This window comes from Xanthomonas sp. WHRI 8393 (genome assembly GCF_040203315.1).
In the GTDB taxonomy this organism is placed as follows: Bacteria; Pseudomonadota; Gammaproteobacteria; order Xanthomonadales; family Xanthomonadaceae; genus Xanthomonas; species Xanthomonas arboricola.
The window spans coordinates 28,686-43,970 of the sequence record NZ_JBEGGL010000003.1 but is presented as its reverse complement, the minus strand read 5'-3'; the positions used below and the strand labels follow the sequence as shown (position 1 = coordinate 43,970).

General features: G+C 67.0%; 12 protein-coding genes. 5 read left to right on the top strand and 7 right to left on the bottom strand.

The window, feature by feature from the left end; translation table 11 throughout:
* Window positions 1-89 precede the first annotated feature (89 nt).
* The 7 genes from ABQ137_RS10725 to gap all read right to left on the bottom strand — a co-directional run bounded on the left by ABQ137_RS10725 (window position 90) and on the right by gap (window position 10,866).
* Window positions 90-1,094: a class I fructose-bisphosphate aldolase gene (locus ABQ137_RS10725; protein ID WP_016902277.1), complete on the bottom strand. Its 1,005-nt coding sequence runs from the start codon at window positions 1,092-1,094 to the stop codon at window positions 90-92.
* A 288-nt stretch (window positions 1,095-1,382) separates the two neighbouring features.
* A complete protein-coding gene (gene pyk / locus ABQ137_RS10720) occupies window positions 1,383-2,849 on the bottom strand; it encodes a pyruvate kinase (RefSeq protein ID WP_024938169.1) in 1,467 nt (488 codons plus the stop codon).
* Window positions 2,850-3,192: 343 nt separating this feature from the next.
* Window positions 3,193-3,840 (bottom strand): HAD family hydrolase, encoded by a 648-nt coding sequence (locus ABQ137_RS10715; RefSeq protein ID WP_054592162.1) that lies wholly within the window; start codon window positions 3,838-3,840, stop codon window positions 3,193-3,195.
* On the bottom strand, window positions 3,837-5,012 hold the full coding sequence (locus ABQ137_RS10710) for a phosphoglycerate kinase (RefSeq protein ID WP_184608655.1): 1,176 nt from the start codon (window positions 5,010-5,012) through the stop codon (window positions 3,837-3,839). Before ABQ137_RS10710 ends, ABQ137_RS10715 begins: the two co-directional genes overlap by 4 nt.
* A gap of 315 nt (window positions 5,013-5,327) precedes the next feature.
* The gene (locus tag ABQ137_RS10705) at window positions 5,328-6,686 is read right to left on the bottom strand and encodes a DUF3999 domain-containing protein (RefSeq protein WP_184608653.1); all 1,359 of its coding nucleotides are present in this window, start codon (window positions 6,684-6,686) and stop codon (window positions 5,328-5,330) included.
* Window positions 6,683-9,445: a DUF2339 domain-containing protein gene (locus ABQ137_RS10700; protein ID WP_503021217.1), complete on the bottom strand. Its 2,763-nt coding sequence runs from the start codon at window positions 9,443-9,445 to the stop codon at window positions 6,683-6,685. The genes ABQ137_RS10705 and ABQ137_RS10700 overlap by 4 nt, the downstream gene beginning before the upstream one ends.
* Before the next feature lie 419 nt (window positions 9,446-9,864).
* Window positions 9,865-10,866, bottom strand: coding sequence for a type I glyceraldehyde-3-phosphate dehydrogenase (gene gap / locus ABQ137_RS10695; RefSeq protein WP_024938165.1), 1,002 nt, complete (start codon window positions 10,864-10,866; stop codon window positions 9,865-9,867).
* Window positions 10,867-11,369: 503 nt separating this feature from the next.
* Here gap and ABQ137_RS10690 point away from each other — a divergent pair.
* The 5 genes from ABQ137_RS10690 (at window position 11,370) to ABQ137_RS10670 (ending at window position 15,270) form a co-directional block, all read left to right on the top strand.
* Complete coding sequence (locus ABQ137_RS10690) at window positions 11,370-11,882, top strand: SgcJ/EcaC family oxidoreductase (protein WP_102251397.1); 513 nt, start codon at window positions 11,370-11,372, stop codon at window positions 11,880-11,882.
* Window positions 11,883-12,169: 287 nt separating this feature from the next.
* The gene (locus ABQ137_RS10685; protein ID WP_046344068.1) at window positions 12,170-12,793 is read left to right on the top strand and encodes an OmpW/AlkL family protein; all 624 of its coding nucleotides are present in this window, start codon (window positions 12,170-12,172) and stop codon (window positions 12,791-12,793) included.
* Window positions 12,794-12,912: 119 nt separating this feature from the next.
* Window positions 12,913-13,527, top strand: a complete 615-nt coding sequence (locus ABQ137_RS10680) for an OmpW/AlkL family protein (RefSeq protein ID WP_024938162.1) — start codon at window positions 12,913-12,915, stop codon at window positions 13,525-13,527.
* A gap of 89 nt (window positions 13,528-13,616) precedes the next feature.
* Window positions 13,617-14,432, top strand: a complete 816-nt coding sequence (locus ABQ137_RS10675) for a S1/P1 nuclease (RefSeq protein WP_349782410.1) — start codon at window positions 13,617-13,619, stop codon at window positions 14,430-14,432.
* Between the two features lie 13 nt (window positions 14,433-14,445).
* On the top strand, window positions 14,446-15,270 hold the full coding sequence (locus tag ABQ137_RS10670; RefSeq protein WP_349782408.1) for an MBL fold metallo-hydrolase: 825 nt from the start codon (window positions 14,446-14,448) through the stop codon (window positions 15,268-15,270).
* The last annotated feature ends 15 nt before the right edge of the window (window positions 15,271-15,285 follow it).

Genomic DNA, 15,285 nt, shown 5'->3' with positions numbered 1-15,285 from the left:
GCGTGGCAACCAACACAAACAAAAACGCCGGCATCGCTGCCGGCGTTTTCGCTAAGTGTGCTCCGGCCATGAAGCGGCCGGCATGCCGATCAACCCTTCCACTTGCCCAGCGCGGCCAGGCCGTTTTCCTTGGCGCGCTCATAGATGACCTGCTGCGCCTTGGCGAAGTTGCCGGTCATGTCCTTGGCCCACAGCTTCAGTGCAGCCTGCTGCATCGCGCGGCCGTACGAGAAGCTCAGCGGCCACGGCAGGTTGCCGAGCTGGTGCATCTCGTTGAGGTGCGCGGTGGACTGCTCGTCGGTCTGGCCGCCGGACAGGAACACGATGCCCGGCAGGATCGCCGGCACGGTCGACTTCAGGCACATCACGGTGGACTCGGCCACTTCCTCGACGCTGGCCTGCTCTTCGCAGCCCTTGCCGGAGATGACCATCGAGGCCTTCAGGATGGTGCCTTCGAGCACGACATTCTGCTCATACAGTGCGCCGAACAGCGAACGCAGCGTGGCTTCGGTGACCTCGTAGCAGGTCTCGATGTCGTGGTTGCCGTCCATGATCACTTCCGGCTCGACCATCGGCACCAGGCCCTGCTCCTGGCACAGCGCGGCATAACGCGCCAGCGCATGCGAGTTGGCCTCGATGCAGGTGCCGGACGGGATGTCCTCGCCGATGTTGATGACCGCACGCCACTTGGCGAAGCGTGCGCCCAGCGTGTAGTACTCCTCCAGACGCGCGCGCAGCCCGTCCAGGCCTTCGGTGACCAGCTCACCCGGCATGCCGGCCAGCGGCTGCGCACCCTTGTCGACCTTGATGCCCGGGATGATGCCGTGGGCGGTCATGTACTCGGCGAACGGCACGCCGTCCTTGGTCTTCTGACGGATGGTCTCGTCGAACAGGATCGCGCCGGAGATGTAGTCGCTCAGCTTGGGCGTGGTCAGCAGCAGTTCGCGGTAGGCGCGACGGTTTTCTTCGATGTTCTCGATGCCGACGCTGGCAAAACGCTTGGCGATCGTGCTGGTCGATTCGTCGATGGCGATGATGCCCTTGCCCGGGGCAACCATGGCCTGGGCGGTTTCGGCAAGCTGTTCGATGCTCATGTAGTTCCTGTGGCAGCTGCGGGGGAGAACGAAAGTATAGCGACGAAAGTTGCAGACATTCCTTCACGGAATGCCTGCAACCGATTACACGTGTCCGGCATGGCGGATGTGTGGCGCGGCTCGCAGCGTGATGCGCGTTGCGGGCTGCACGCTCCGCGGGCGCACCGCACCGCAGACCCTGTCCCGCACAGCACAACGGCGACCCGCAGGCCGCCGCTGTGTCTATACGCAACGATGTGGATGCAGCGCGTGTGTCGACCGACGACGCACGCGCTGCGCAGCCTGGCGTTACAGCTCGCCCAGACCGCTGGCGCGGCCGTCTTCGCCCACTTCCAGCAGACGCAGCGTGTTGGTGGCGCCGTGGGTTTCCATATGCTCGCCGCTGGTGAACACCACGCGGTCGCCAGGTCCCATGCGCTCGTTCTCCACCAGCAGGCGGATCGCCGCACGTGCGGCCTCGCGCGGGGTCAGGCCGCGGCTGTCGAAGCTGATCGGGAACACGCCACGCATCATCGCCATGTGGCGGCGCGCGCCATCGTGACGGGTGAAGGCGTAAATCGGCATGTTGGAACGGAAGCGCGACAGGTACCGCGGCGTGCCGCCGGACTCGGTCAACGCGACCACGCCAGCCAGACCGATGTGCTCGGACAGGAACATGGTCGCCATCGCGATCGCCTGGTCGGCGCGCTGCAGATTGCGTTGCGCCGCTTCGAAGTCGGTGTCGAACTCGAACTGGCGCTCGGCGCCCAGACAGATGCGCGCCATCGCTTCCACCGCACGCACCGGGTAGGCACCGGCTGCGGTCTCGGCCGAGAGCATCACCGCGTCGGTACCGTCGATGACCGCATTGGCCACGTCCAGCACTTCGGCGCGGGTCGGGATCGGGCTTTCCACCATCGACTGCAGCATCTGCGTGGCGGTGATCACCACTTTGTTCTGCGCCAGCGACTCGCGGATGATCTTCTTCTGCAGGCCCGGCAATTCGGCATCGCCGATTTCCACGCCCAGATCGCCACGCGCCACCATCACCACGTCGGAGGCTTCGACGATCTCGACCAGGTTCTCGATCGCTTCGGTGCGCTCGATCTTGGACACCAGCGCGGCATCGCAGCCGTGCTGACGCGCGATACGGCGCGCGTCATTCATGTCTTCGGCGTTGCGGCAGAACGACACCGCAATGAAGTCCACGCCGATCTTGGCGACGATGCCGATCAGCTCCTTGTCGCGCTCGGTCAGCGCGCCCAGCGACAGGCCGCCGCCCTGCTTGTTCAGGCCCTTGCGATCGGACAGCACGCCGTCGTTGAGCACGGTGGTGACGATGCGCTGCCCCTGCACTTCGGCCACCTGCAGCTGCACCAGGCCATCGTCCAGCAGCAGCACGTCGCCGGCGGCCACGTCCTGCGGCAGGCCGAGGTAGCTGACGCCGACCTGGTGCTGGTCGCCCGCGGGCGCATTGGGGTCGGCCACCAGGTCGAAACGCTCGCCGGTGGTCAGCTTGACCTTGCCTTCGGCAAAGCGTTCGACGCGGATCTTCGGGCCCGGCAGGTCGGCCAGGATGCCGACTTCGGCACCGACGCGCACGGCCGCCGCGCGCACTTCGGCCGCGCGCTTGGCCTGGCCGGACGGGTCGCCATGGCTGAAGTTGAGGCGCACCACGTTGACGCCCGCCTTGAACAAGGCTTCCAGCACACCGGGCGGATCCGTCGCCGGTCCGAGCGTGGCGAGGATCTTGGTGCGGCGTTGACGTTCTTTCATGATGGCCTCCCTGTAAAAGCCGCGAAACTTAACACACGCGTCACCTACCGAGGATGGCATTGCGGCATAGCCACCCTCGTATTCCGGCATGTCCTAAAGACAGTGCGGGACAGTACGTACGCTTTCCGCAGCGCGCTGGCGCGTCGCGGGATGTTGCTGTGGGCTGCCACCCTAACGCGGCAGCGGTGAAGGTCCTACGGGTTGCAGCAGCGGTCAGATGACGGCGAGCGGTCGTCGCAGCGCGGATGCTGCAAGACCCTCACCGCATCCGCGTGCCGCCACCCAACGACGAGCGCCGGCTGCGCTCGCCTGGCGATGCGCGCAGCTGCTCTGTTTGTCACTCCTACGACTGGATCAAGGCGCGCAACCCGGCAGGCGTGTGCGCGATCGCGCCGGCACCGGCGGCACGCAGCTCGGCTTCGTCGCCGAATCCCCACAACACGCCGATGCTGTGGATGCCGTGGTGGTTGGCGCCATCGATGTCCATCCGACGGTCGCCGATCATCACGCAACCGGTCTTGGCGATGTCCAGCCGCCGCAGCGCTTCGGCGATCAGGTCCGGCTTGAAGCGGCGTTCGCCGTCTTCGCTGGCCCCGATCACGTTCTCGAAGCAGGCCCCGAACGGCAGATGCTCGACGATGCGGCGCGCGTAACGCTCGTTCTTGGAGGTCACCACCGCCAGGCGATGGCCGGCGCGGTGCAGGTCGACGACGACCTCACCGATACCGTCGAACACGCTCAGTTCGGTCCAGCCGACCGCGTCGTAACGCCCGCGATACGCCGCCAGTGCGCGCTGCACCAGCTCCGGATCGTCGGGAAAGCAGTCGGTGAAGCTGTCGCGCAGCGGCGGGCCGATCCACGCGCGCAGGGTCTGCGGCGACGGACGCGGCTGGCCCACCGCGTCGAAGGCGTGCACGATGCTGGCGACAATGCCCGGCTCCGAATCGACCAGGGTGCCGTCCAGATCGAAGAACAGCGTGGCTGCACTCACTTGCCGCGTGCCTCGAGCGCCGCCACCGCCGGCAAGGTCTTGCCTTCCAGGAATTCCAGGAAGGCGCCGCCGCCGGTGGAGATGTAGGTGACGTCCTTGGCGATGTCGTACTTGTCCACGGCCGCCAGGGTGTCGCCGCCACCGGCGATCGAGAACGCCTTGGAGCTGGCGATCGCACGCGCCAGCGTCTCGGTGCCATGACTGAAGGGCTCGAACTCGAATACGCCGACCGGCCCGTTCCACACCACGGTGCCGGCGCTGGCGATCAGCTCGGCGTAGCGCGCGGCGGTCTGCGGGCCGATGTCCAGAATCAGGTCGTCGGCCTCCACGGCGTCGAGCGCCTTCACCGTCGCTTCGGCATCGGGCAGGAACTGCTTGGCAACGACCACATCGGTGGGCAACGGAATCTCCGCACCGCGCAGCTTCGCATCGGCGACGATCTGATTGGCGGTGGGAATCAGATCCGGCTCGCTCAGGGACTTGCCGACGCCATGCCCGGCTGCGGCAATGAAGGTGTTGGCGATGCCGCCGCCGACGATCAGCTGGTCGACCTTGTTGACCAGGTTGGACAACAGCTCCAGCTTGGTGGACACCTTGCTGCCGGCCACGATCGCCAGCAGCGGCTTGGCCGGATTATCCAGCGCCTTGGCCAGCGCATCGAGTTCGGCCATCAACAGCGGACCACCGGCAGCCACTGGCGCAAAGCGAATCACCCCATGCGTGGAGGCCTGCGCGCGATGCGCGGTGCCGAAGGCGTCCATGACGAACACATCGCACAGCGCCGCGTACTTGCGTGACAGCGCCTCGTCGTCCTTGCCCTCGCCGACATTCATGCGGCAGTTCTCCAGCAGCACCACCTGGCCCGGCGCGACGTCCACGCCGTCGACCCAGTCGCGCACCAGCGGCACGTCCACGCCCAGCAGCGCAGTCAGGCGCGCGGCCACCGGCGCCAGCGAATCTTCTTCGCTCCAGCTGCCTTCCTTGGGCCGGCCCAGGTGCGAGGTGACCATCACTGCGGCGCCCTTTTCCAGCGCCAGCTTGATGGTGGGCACCGACGCGGTGATGCGCTGCTCGGAGGTGATCTGGCCGTTGTCGATAGGCACGTTGAGATCCTGGCGGATCAGCACGCGCTTGCCGGAGAGATCGAGGTCGGTCATGCGGACGATGGACATGGGGTCAGCTCGCTAGGTCTGGGGATTGGGGAATCGGGATTGGGGAATCGAAAAAGCAGCCGGTAGACGTGGCGCCGATGACTGGGCGCTGCGCGGATGGATGGCTTGGCGCAGCCGTTGCACGCTGGCGTTGCGCCCGCGTGCAGGTCGCGGAGATTGCAGCTTGCCTGCCGCGCATGTCGCTGCCCATACGGCTGGCGATGCGGGGGATGCTCGGTCGAAGACGACGGGCAATGCGGCTGCCTTGGCGACGGGGGATGCCCATTGTCGGACCTTCGCGCCGCAGCGGCAAACCACGGTGGGGCGCGCGGGTCCTCAGGGGCTGCGGTCGGTCGCCGAATTGCGCAGCAGGCTCACTGCGAAACCACCGACCAGCAAGGCGCCGCCGACCAGCAGCGCCCATAGCAACCAGCGCTTCCAGTCGCGTGGTGTGGCGGCCGGCTGCAGCGCGGCATCGCCGGCCAGCGGCTGTGCCTGCGCGGCGATGTTGGCCTGCGCCGGTTGCCATTGCGCTCCGCGTTCGCGGCGCAGTGCCTGCAGCATCGAGGCCAGCGGCGCATCGCCACGTTGCTGCCGCGCGCTGCCGGCGACCACCGCATACGGCGGCTGCCCCTGGGCGAGGAACATCATCCGCTCCGGCTGGTAGCCCACACGCAGCGTTGGCATCGCAGTGCTGCGCCCTTGCGCGGCGAGCAACCGCCACTGACGGTCGCGCACAGGCGCTGACAGCTGTTGCGGCGGCGACGCGGCGGCGGTGCCAGTACCCAGGCGATACGCCAACCATGGCCCGGCACGTTGCAGCCACGGTGCGTCCTCGGCATCGCGGCTTGCCACGGTCCATTCGACCGCCTCGGCCTGACCGCCGCTGACATCGACCTGGGTGATCGGAAAGCGCCCAGGCAAGGCATACACCACTGCCTTGTCCTGCGCAGTGCCCGGCAATTCCAGCCACAGCGATTGCGGCGGCGCCGAGACGCCGTCCAGTTCCGCATCGACCACGCGCAAGGCCGGCAGCTCGCCGGACACCGGCACGATGCGCAGATAGCGCGCGCCCGCGTCCAACGCGATGCGGCGCTGCCGCAGACGCTGCGCCTGGTTGTCCAGCGCCATCACGGTGGTATCTGCGGCGAGCAGGTGCCAGTCGCGCAGATCGTCGCTGCCTTCCACGCGCAGCCGGGCCTGCACCGGCGTGTTGCCGTCCCAGTCCAGCCACAGCGCGCGCGGACGATCGCGCAACGCGCTGGCATCGATCAGCCAGCTGCCACCGGCGCCTGCAACGGCAGCGGTGCCGGTGGCGAAACGGCCTTCCAGCCGACGCACCGCGCCACTGGCATCGCGTTCGGCGATCAGCTGCAGATCGCCGTTGGCAGGCGCCGCACCGGCCGGCAGCGCGAACAAGGGCAGGCGTTGCCGACGCGGCGCGGCAGCCGGCGCGGCATCCACCGGCAAGAGCGCGGCCGGCATCTCCTCGCCACGCGCATCGATCACGGTGACATCGCGCAGCGCCGGGTCATGGGCGGTGCGATAGATCGCCGCATTCAAGCGCAGCTGATACATGCCGGCGTCCGCGCCGGTTACCTGCAGCGGCCACTGTTGACGATAGTCCTGGCGCACATCGGCTGCCTGCGCCAGCAGCGGCACCAACAGCAGCCATCCCCATTGCCTCGATTTCATGCCTGATCCTTGTCCACGCCATCGTCTCCGCCAGCCTGCTCTTCGGCCACCGGCTGGCGCGGCGGCGCCGGTGCCAGATAGCCCACCACGGTGCACAACAGGCCATAGGCCATGAACGAGCCGATGCCGAGCAGATTGCCCAGATGCTGGCGGTCGACCAGCACCAGCTTGGCCAGCACCAGGCCCATCAACAGCGCACCACCCAGCCACAGTCCACGCTGACCGCGCCGCGAGCCGATCACCCAGCCCAGCACGCCCAGCACGCTCCACACGATGGTCAGGCTGGTCTGCGACAGGGTCGCGCCGATCAAGCCGGCATCCCACGCCACGCCACCCCAGTGATGCACGCTGTGCAAGGTGCTGCCGGTGATCAAGGCCCAGCCCGACACGCCCAGCGCAGTCACCCGCCAGCGTTGCACGGCCAACGGCGCCTGCGCAGACCAAGCCCAACGCGCCAGCAAGGCCAGCACCGCCAGTTGCGCCAGCTCGGCCGGATTGAGCACGGGCAGCCATGGCAATGGCGCCGCGCTCACCGGGTCCAGCAGCACGATCAACCAACCGATGCCCAGCACCGCGAACACACAGCCCAGCAAGGCATTGCGTGCCCGATCGAAACCGGCACCCTGCGGCCACGCCAGCCATGGCCAGCGCAACAGCCCCACTGCCGCCACGATCAGCCAGGGCGCGGCCAGCAAGGCGCAACGCCAGCCATTTGCCAGCACGAACGTATCGGCCAGCCAGGACACGCCCAACGACACCACCAGCGGCCACAGCAGCCACCAGATGAACTGTGCGGCCACCGCGCCGGCGCCGTGCTGCCTGCGCAGGCACCACAGCGCGCGCGTGCCGGCCACGGCGAACGCCAGCCAGGCCAGCGCCCCCCAATGTGCGAACGGTTGCGTATGCGCATGGCTCTGCCACAGCGCCAACGGCGCGGCCAGCGCCAGCCCGAACATCGCCGTCCACACCAGCGCCGTTGCCGGGCGACGCCGATGCACCTCGGCTGCCAGCCACACGCTGAGTGCGACAAAGCCCAGCAGCAGATCCGGCTCGCTGCGCAGATCGCCGGCAAAGCGCAAGATCTCGTGCACACCGCACAGCGCCCACCAGCCCAGCCCCCACAGATACGCCACCAGCGCGCGGCGCGGCTGGCCTGCATCGCGCAGGAACCAGGCACTGGCCCAGCCGGCCAATGCAAGCAGCAAGGTACTCATGCAGGTGGCGTTGGCAACGGCCACCGTGTCGTGGCGCCACGCATCCACACCGAAGGCGACCCCGACCGCCGCCAGCAACTGCAACGCCACCCCGCTGAACTGCGGGATGCGACGCTGCTGCCGCAGTCCCAGCCACAGCAAGCCGGCGCCTTCGAGCGCGAAGACGCTGGCAGTAGCGCGCGCCGACAATGCCAGCGGCACCGCCAGGGTCGCAAAACCGACCGCCAGCATCGCGTGCGCCTGACCCAGCAGGCGCGTGGAGGCACGTCGCAGCAACCAGCTGGCCAGGCCCGCGTACAGCGCCGCCACCGCCAGCGCACACAGCGCCAACGGCAGGCGCTCGCCATCCAGCAGGCGCGCCTGCAACGCGAAGGCCACCAGCGGGGTGCCGAACAACAGGCTGCCGTCGATGAGCTTGCCCGCGCTGCCATCGCCACGCCGCGCGTGCAGTACCGGAATCGCCACATACATGGCGAAGAACAACAGCAGGAACGGCTCGGTCGTGGCGAATTTCGCCGGGGCGTATTGCAGCGCACCCCACAGCGTGCCGATGCCGAAGGTGAAGGCGAATCCGAGCAGGTTCAGCACCCGCCACGGACGCGTCCAGGCGATCGCCACGATGCCGGCATTGAGCACCGCGTAGTACGAAAACAGCGCGACATGATTGCCGCTGCCGGTGGACAGCCAGATCGGCGCAAGGAAGCCGGCCAGCACACCCAGCACCGCCAGCGTGCGCGAATCCTGCACCACCGCCAGCACGCACATGCCGGCAATCAGCACCACGCTGATGCCCATCGCAAGACCCGCGCCGAGCAGCCCGTACAGCTTGAACGCGGCGAATACCGTCAGCAGCAAGCCGCCGATGGCGCCGCCCTGCAACGCCAGCGCAAAGCCCGGCCGCTGCAGCCGTTGCTTCCAGCCGAAGACCAGGCCAACCAGCGCCAGCACACTGATGCAGGCCAGCCGCAGCTCGATCGGCATGCGCATCCAGCCCTGGTCGCTGGCGTACTTCAACAGCGACGCCACACCGGCCAGCAACACCAGCATGCCGACCTTGACCGGCACATTGCCCTCGGTGAACCAGCGCTTTGCTGCGCTGGCCACGCGCGCCAGCGGGCCCGGCCCGGAGGGCACGTGCGCTGGCTGCTCGGACTCGGCAGGCGCAGCGATCAGGGGCGGCGCTTGCACTGCGCTGCGCGCCGCCGACGATGCGGGAGCTTCTGCCGGCAATGCTGGCGGCACTGGCAGTGGTGCGGCCGGCGACGGTGTCGGCGCGGCTTGCAGATCTGCTGCGCGCGGCAGCTCAGGCTCACCAGACGCAGACATACCGACGTCGGACGCCGCTTGCAGCTCCCACGCGCCGGCAGGCGATGGCGCTGACCTGTGCACCGCCGCCGCGCCCACACCTGCTGCGCCGCTGGCCTGCCATTGCGCAAGCCGCTGTTCCAGCGCATCCACGCGCCGCCGCAGCCCGGCGATCCACACCAGGGCGATCACCAGCCCTACCGGCACCGCAAGCAGCAACAGCACCACCGTCACAATCATCGTTTCCAACGCACAGCCCCTGAGTCGGCATCCGGCCGACGCTAGCGCCATCATGCTACTCGGCACGCCGACGAAAGTCGCAGGCATAACAGACGTAGCGAGTGGTCGTCGGGTGGGTGAAGGCGCCGGGCGGACACGCAGCCGTTTTTGTTGGCCACTCCTGGAGTGGTTGGGCCGAGGACACCGCCTACCGGCGCGCCTGACCAAGTCGTCAGCCGGCACTCCCGCCAGCAGCAACGCCCCCGGATCGTCTGGTCATCGACCGATCGCGCGCACTACATACGCCACGTCGCGTGATCGCGCAGAGGATGCACGGCCCCACTCTATCCATTCCTGCCCGGCGGCACGCTTCAAGGCGCTACAGCACGCATAAAAAAACCCCGGACCAGCCGGGGTTCTTCGACCGAGCGGCGCGAGGTTTACTTCGCGACAACCCGCACCATTTCCAGGCACTTGTTGGAATAGCCCCACTCGTTGTCGTACCAGGACACCAGCTTGACGAAGGTCGAGTCCAGCGCGATGCCGGCGTCGGCGTCGAACACCGAGGTGCAGGTTTCGCCGCGGAAGTCGGTGGCCACGACCTTGTCTTCGGTGTAACCCAGCACGCCCTTCAAGGCGCCTTCGCTCTGCGCCTTCACTTCGGCACAGATCTCGGCGTAGGTGGCCGGCTTTTCCAGTTCGACGGTGAGGTCGACCACCGACACGTCCGAGGTCGGCACGCGGAAGCTCATGCCGGTCAGCTTCTTGTTGAGCTCGGGGATCACCACACCCACGGCCTTGGCGGCACCGGTGGAGGACGGGATGATGTTCTCCAGGATGCCGCGCCCACCGCGCCAATCCTTGTTCGACGGGCCGTCCACGGTCTTCTGCGTCGCCGTGGCCGCGTGCACGGTGGTCATCAGGCCGCGCTTGATGCCCCACTTGTCGTTGATCACCTTGGCCAACGGCGCCAGGCAGTTGGTGGTGCACGAGGCGTTGGAAACGATCGCTTCGCCCTTGTAGGTGTTGTCGTTGACGCCGAACACGAACATCGGCGTGTCGTCCTTGGACGGTGCCGACAGGATCACCTTCTTGGCGCCCGCGTCGAGATGCTTCTGCGCGGTTTCCTTGGTCAGGAACAGACCGGTGGACTCGATCACCACGTCGGCGCCGACTGCATCCCACTTGAGGTTGGCCGGGTCGCGTTCCTGGGTCAGGCGGATCTTGTTGCCGTTGACGATCAGCGTGTTGCCGTCGACCGACACATCGGCCTTGAAGCGGCCATGCACCGAGTCGTACTGCAGCATGTAGGCGAGGTAATCGGGCTCGAGCAGGTCATTGATGGCCACGATCTCGATGTCATTGGCGAAGTTCTGCACCGCAGAGCGCAGCACGTTGCGGCCGATGCGACCGAATCCGTTGATGCCAACCTTGATTGCCATGTTCACTAGCTCCTGCGGCCGCGATGGCGCGGCGGATGGAAAGGGACCGCCATTCTAGCAGCGTCGCACTCGTGCAGCCGTGCTGCGGCAAGCGCTGCGGCATGTGGCGCTAGGACGTTGTGCCTTGGTGCATGCGTGGTGGGGATTGGGGATTGGGGATTGGGGATTGGGGAATCGGGAATCGGGAATCAGAAGGTGGACACGCTGTGTGGGTACCGGCAACCGACAAGGTGATGGGTCCGGCGGTGCCGGAGCGATGAGGTATGGGCTGACGCCTGCCTGACTTGAGAGCACGTGACGATCTGAGGTGCGGCACGGACGCGGCAATCGAAACCACGCCTTATTTTTCGATATATCCAATCTAATTCAATCACTTACTTTTGACGTCGATACGCTGAAAGGCGTATCTAGGCATATGCCGAACAGCAGCATTTCGGCGCTCCGTGGATTTCGATACTGGCCCTGCCTGCTGAGGCACCCATCCATCACAACGGAGATTCCCCATGCGTCGCACCCTTCTCTCTCTGGTTCTGGCCCTTGCCGCCACCCCGGCGCTGGCTGGCGGCGTGATGCACTACACCGACAAGGCCGCGCTGCCCGCCGATGGCGAAGCGCGCGAAGTCGCTGCGCTGTTCGATACCTGGAACGCGGCGCTGGCCACCGGCAACCCGCACAAGGTGGCCGACCTGTACGCGCCGGACGGCGTGTTGCTGCCGACCGTCTCCAACGAAGTGCGCGCCTCGCGTGCGCAGATCGAAAAGTACTTCGAGATGTTCCTGACCAAGAAGCCGCAAGGCGTCGTCAACTACCGCACCGTGCGCGTGCTCGATGACGACAGCGCGGTGGATGCCGGTGTCTACACCTTCACGCTGACCGACAAGGACGGCAAGAAGAGCAAGGTGCAGGCGCGCTACACCTTCGTGTATGAAAAGCGCGACGACAAGTGGCTGATCATCAACCACCACAGCTCGGCGATGCCGGAAGTGGATGCGCCCACGCTCGCCAAGGTCAAGTAAGTGCGCCAGCGCTGCAGCCACCGTCTCGCTGCCTGCTCCACCGCGCACCCAGACGGCGGCGCTCCTCCCCCGCCGCCGCCTGCGCCAGGCACGTCGCGTTGCAGACCGGACGCGATGCGCCGGTGCGATCACCGGCATGGCGCAGATCGCTGCTGCCGCTGCCGGTCCCTGCTCGTATCTGCGCATGACCCACAGCGTCCCTGCGCGGATGGATTGATCAGGATCAAGGCATCCAGCGGGCAAACCATCAAGACTTCACCCATCCCCTGCACACAACGAGAGTTTCCATGCGCATGCGCTCTACCCTTCTGCTCGCCGGCCTGGCCGCCGGCTTCGCCAGCGTCCCCGCACTGGCTCAATCCAAAGGCGACTGGACCGTTGCCGTCGGTGCCCACCAGGTCGCTCCCAAGTCCGATAACGGCCGCCTGGTCGGCGGCACGCTGGAGGCGGACGTCGGCAAGGACATCAAGCCGACCTTCACAGCCGAATACTTCATCGCCGACAACCTGGGCATCGAAGTACTGGCTGCGCTGCCGTTCGAGCACGACATCGCGCTCCGTGGCCTGGGGCGTGTCGGCAGCACCAAGCATCTGCCGCCGGTGATCTCGCTGCAGTACCACTTCAACAGCCAGGGCAGGCTCTCGCCGTTCGTTGGCGCGGGCATCAACTACACCCGTTTCTTCAGCACCGACACGCGCGGCGCACTGGCCGGCAGCGAGCTGGAACTGGACGATTCCTGGGGCCTGGCCCTGCACGCGGGCGTGGACTACAAGCTCAGCGACCGCGGCGCGCTGCGGGTAAACCTGCGCTGGATCGACATCGACACCGAAGCGCGCCTCGACGGCAACCGCATCGGCACGGTCAACATCGATCCGCTGGTCTACGGCGTGGCCTACGTGCACCGCTTCTGAGCCCGGCAGCGTGCGCGATGCATCTCTGGCACACTTGGCGTCCAGGGACGTGAATCCACCGCCGGAGTTGCGGACAGGTTGGTCACGTCGACCGCCTGTCCGACCTATCCGGGGATTCCATGAGCATGCTGATCCGTACCGCCCTCGCCATCGCACTGGCCGCCTCGGCCGCGCCCGCCCTTGCACAATCGGCCGGTCACTGGACCACGGGCTACGGCGCCGGCTATGTCTCGCCCAAGTCCGACAGCGGCAGCTTCGGTGGCACGCGTGCCGAGATCAAGGGCGCACCGGCGCTGTCGTTCACCTACGAATACTTCCTGCGCAACAACCTCGGCATCGAGGTGCATGCCGCGGTGTCGGGCAAGCACGATCTGGAGCTCGAGGGTGTCGGCAAGGTGGGCAGCTACTGGTCGGTGCCGCCGAGCGTGCTGTTGCAGTACCACATCAATGGCTACGGCACGGTGTCGCCGTTCGTGGGTGTCGGCATCAACTACACCACGTTTGTCGGTGAAGACGTCGATGACGCCTTCGGCAATGGCGACCTGAGCTTCGATGACTCGGTGGGCGCCACCGCGCATGTCGGTGTGGACTTCATCTTCAACGATCGCAGCGGCCTGCGGGTGGATGCGCGCTGGACGAATTCGCGCAGCAACGTCGACTTCAATGGCAGCCGGCTGGGCAAGGCGCGGATCGATCCGCTGACCTATGGCGTGTCGTACCTGGTGTACTTCTGAGCATGCCGCAGACGCCACGCTGAGCCGTGGCTGTGCTTCGCCCGGGGACGGCCATCAAACCGTCCCGGACCGATGCGTACAATTGCCGGATGAAGACCTTCTCTCATCGCACCCTCCTTCTTGCCGCAACCGTGGTCGCGGCCCTCCAGCCCATCAGCGCGTTCGCCTGGGGGCCGCAAGGCCACCGCCTGGTGGCGCGCATTGCCGAGACCGAACTGAGCCCGCAGGCGCAAGCGCAGGTGGCGCAACTGCTCAAGGGCGAAACCAACCCGACATTGGCCGGTGTCGCCAGCTGGGCCGACGAGCTGCGCGAGCACGACCCGGAGCTGGGCAAGCGCTCCGGGCCCTGGCACTACGTCAATCTTGGCGAGCATGACTGCACGTATGCGCCGCCGCGCGACTGCCCGGACGGCAACTGCGTGATTGCCGCGCTCGACCGGCAGACCGCGCTGCTCGCCGACCGTAGCCAGCCGCTGGACGTGCGCCGGCAGGCCCTGAAGTTCGTGGTGCATTTTGTCGGCGACATCCATCAGCCGATGCATGCCGGCTACGCGCACGACAAGGGCGGCAATGAATTCCAGCTGCAGGTCGCCGGCAAGGGCAGCAACCTGCATGCGCTGTGGGACAGCGGTATGCTCAACGACCGCCATCTTGATGACGATGCGTATCTACAACGCCTGCTGGCGTTGCCGGCGACCGCTGCGACATCGCCGGTGCTGCCACCGCCGGCTGCGGCATGGGCGCAGGCCTCCTGCAAGATCGCGGTCACGCCCGGCGTCTATCCGAGCAAGCACGTATTGCCGGACGACTACATCGCGACCTATCGTCCGCTTGCCGAGACCCAATTGCGCGAGGCTGGCGACCGACTGGCCGCCGTGCTCAATGCGGCGCTGGCCGCGCCCTGAGATGGAGACGCCGATGCAGCCCGAGGTGCTTGCGTTCTTTCACGCCGACAGCAACACCTTCACCTATGTGGTCGCCGACGCGGCGACCGGGGCGGCAGCGGTGATCGATCCGGCGCTGGACTATGCGGCCGACACCGGCAAGGTCGGCACGCGCGCCGCGCAAGCCATTGTCGATGCCGTCGCCCACCACCGCTGGCAGGTGCAGTGGTTGCTGGAAACCCATGCGCATGCCGATCACCTGTCTGCCGCGCAGTGGCTGAAGCAGCACTGGCCACAGGCACGCATCGGCATCGGTGACGGTATCCGCGATGTGCAGCAGACGCTTGCGCCACGTTGTGCGTTACCGGACGACTTCCGTGCCGACGGCTCGCAGTTCGATCACCTGTTCGCCGATGAGGAGCGTTTCGAGCTTGGCACGCTGCAGGTACGTGTCATTGCGGTGCCCGGGCATACCAGCGACAGCATCGCGTACCTGATCGGCGATGCGCTGTTCCCCGGCGATTCGTTGTTCATGCCGGACGCCGGCACCGCGCGCTGCGATTTCCCCGGCGGCGATGCACGGCAGCTGTTCGCCTCGATCCAGCGCATGTACGCGCTGCCGGCGGACACGCGTGTGTTCGTCTGTCATGACTACGGCCCGGGCGGCCGTGAGGTGGCGTACCAGACCAGCATCGGCGAGCAGCGGCGCAGCAATATCCACGTGCGCGACGGCGTGGAGATCGATGCATTCGTGGCGCAGCGCCAGGCCCGCGATGCCACGCTGCCCGAGCCCAGGCTGATCCGGCCGGCATTGCAGACCAATCTGCAGGCCGGCCGCTGCGACGGCGTGCTTGGCTGACGCGCCAGTGTCGCC

What these genes read in the sequence shown, in the direction of transcription:
- ABQ137_RS10725 (WP_016902277.1), bottom strand. Translation starts at nt 1,094, where the DNA reads ATGAGCATCGAACAGCTTGCCGAAACCGCCCAGGCCATGGTTGCCCCG.
- pyk (WP_024938169.1), bottom strand. Translation starts at nt 2,849, where the DNA reads ATGAAAGAACGTCAACGCCGCACCAAGATCCTCGCCACGCTCGGACCG.
- ABQ137_RS10710 (WP_184608655.1), bottom strand. Translation starts at nt 5,012, where the DNA reads ATGTCCATCGTCCGCATGACCGACCTCGATCTCTCCGGCAAGCGCGTG.
- ABQ137_RS10705 (WP_184608653.1), bottom strand. Translation starts at nt 6,686, where the DNA reads ATGAAATCGAGGCAATGGGGATGGCTGCTGTTGGTGCCGCTGCTGGCG.
- ABQ137_RS10700 (WP_503021217.1), bottom strand. Translation starts at nt 9,445, where the DNA reads ATGATTGTGACGGTGGTGCTGTTGCTGCTTGCGGTGCCGGTAGGGCTG.
- gap (WP_024938165.1), bottom strand. Translation starts at nt 10,866, where the DNA reads ATGGCAATCAAGGTTGGCATCAACGGATTCGGTCGCATCGGCCGCAAC.
- ABQ137_RS10690 (WP_102251397.1), top strand. Translation starts at nt 11,370, where the DNA reads ATGCGTCGCACCCTTCTCTCTCTGGTTCTGGCCCTTGCCGCCACCCCG.
- ABQ137_RS10685 (WP_046344068.1), top strand. Translation starts at nt 12,170, where the DNA reads ATGCGCATGCGCTCTACCCTTCTGCTCGCCGGCCTGGCCGCCGGCTTC.
- ABQ137_RS10680 (WP_024938162.1), top strand. Translation starts at nt 12,913, where the DNA reads ATGAGCATGCTGATCCGTACCGCCCTCGCCATCGCACTGGCCGCCTCG.
- ABQ137_RS10675 (WP_349782410.1), top strand. Translation starts at nt 13,617, where the DNA reads ATGAAGACCTTCTCTCATCGCACCCTCCTTCTTGCCGCAACCGTGGTC.
- ABQ137_RS10670 (WP_349782408.1), top strand. Translation starts at nt 14,446, where the DNA reads ATGCAGCCCGAGGTGCTTGCGTTCTTTCACGCCGACAGCAACACCTTC.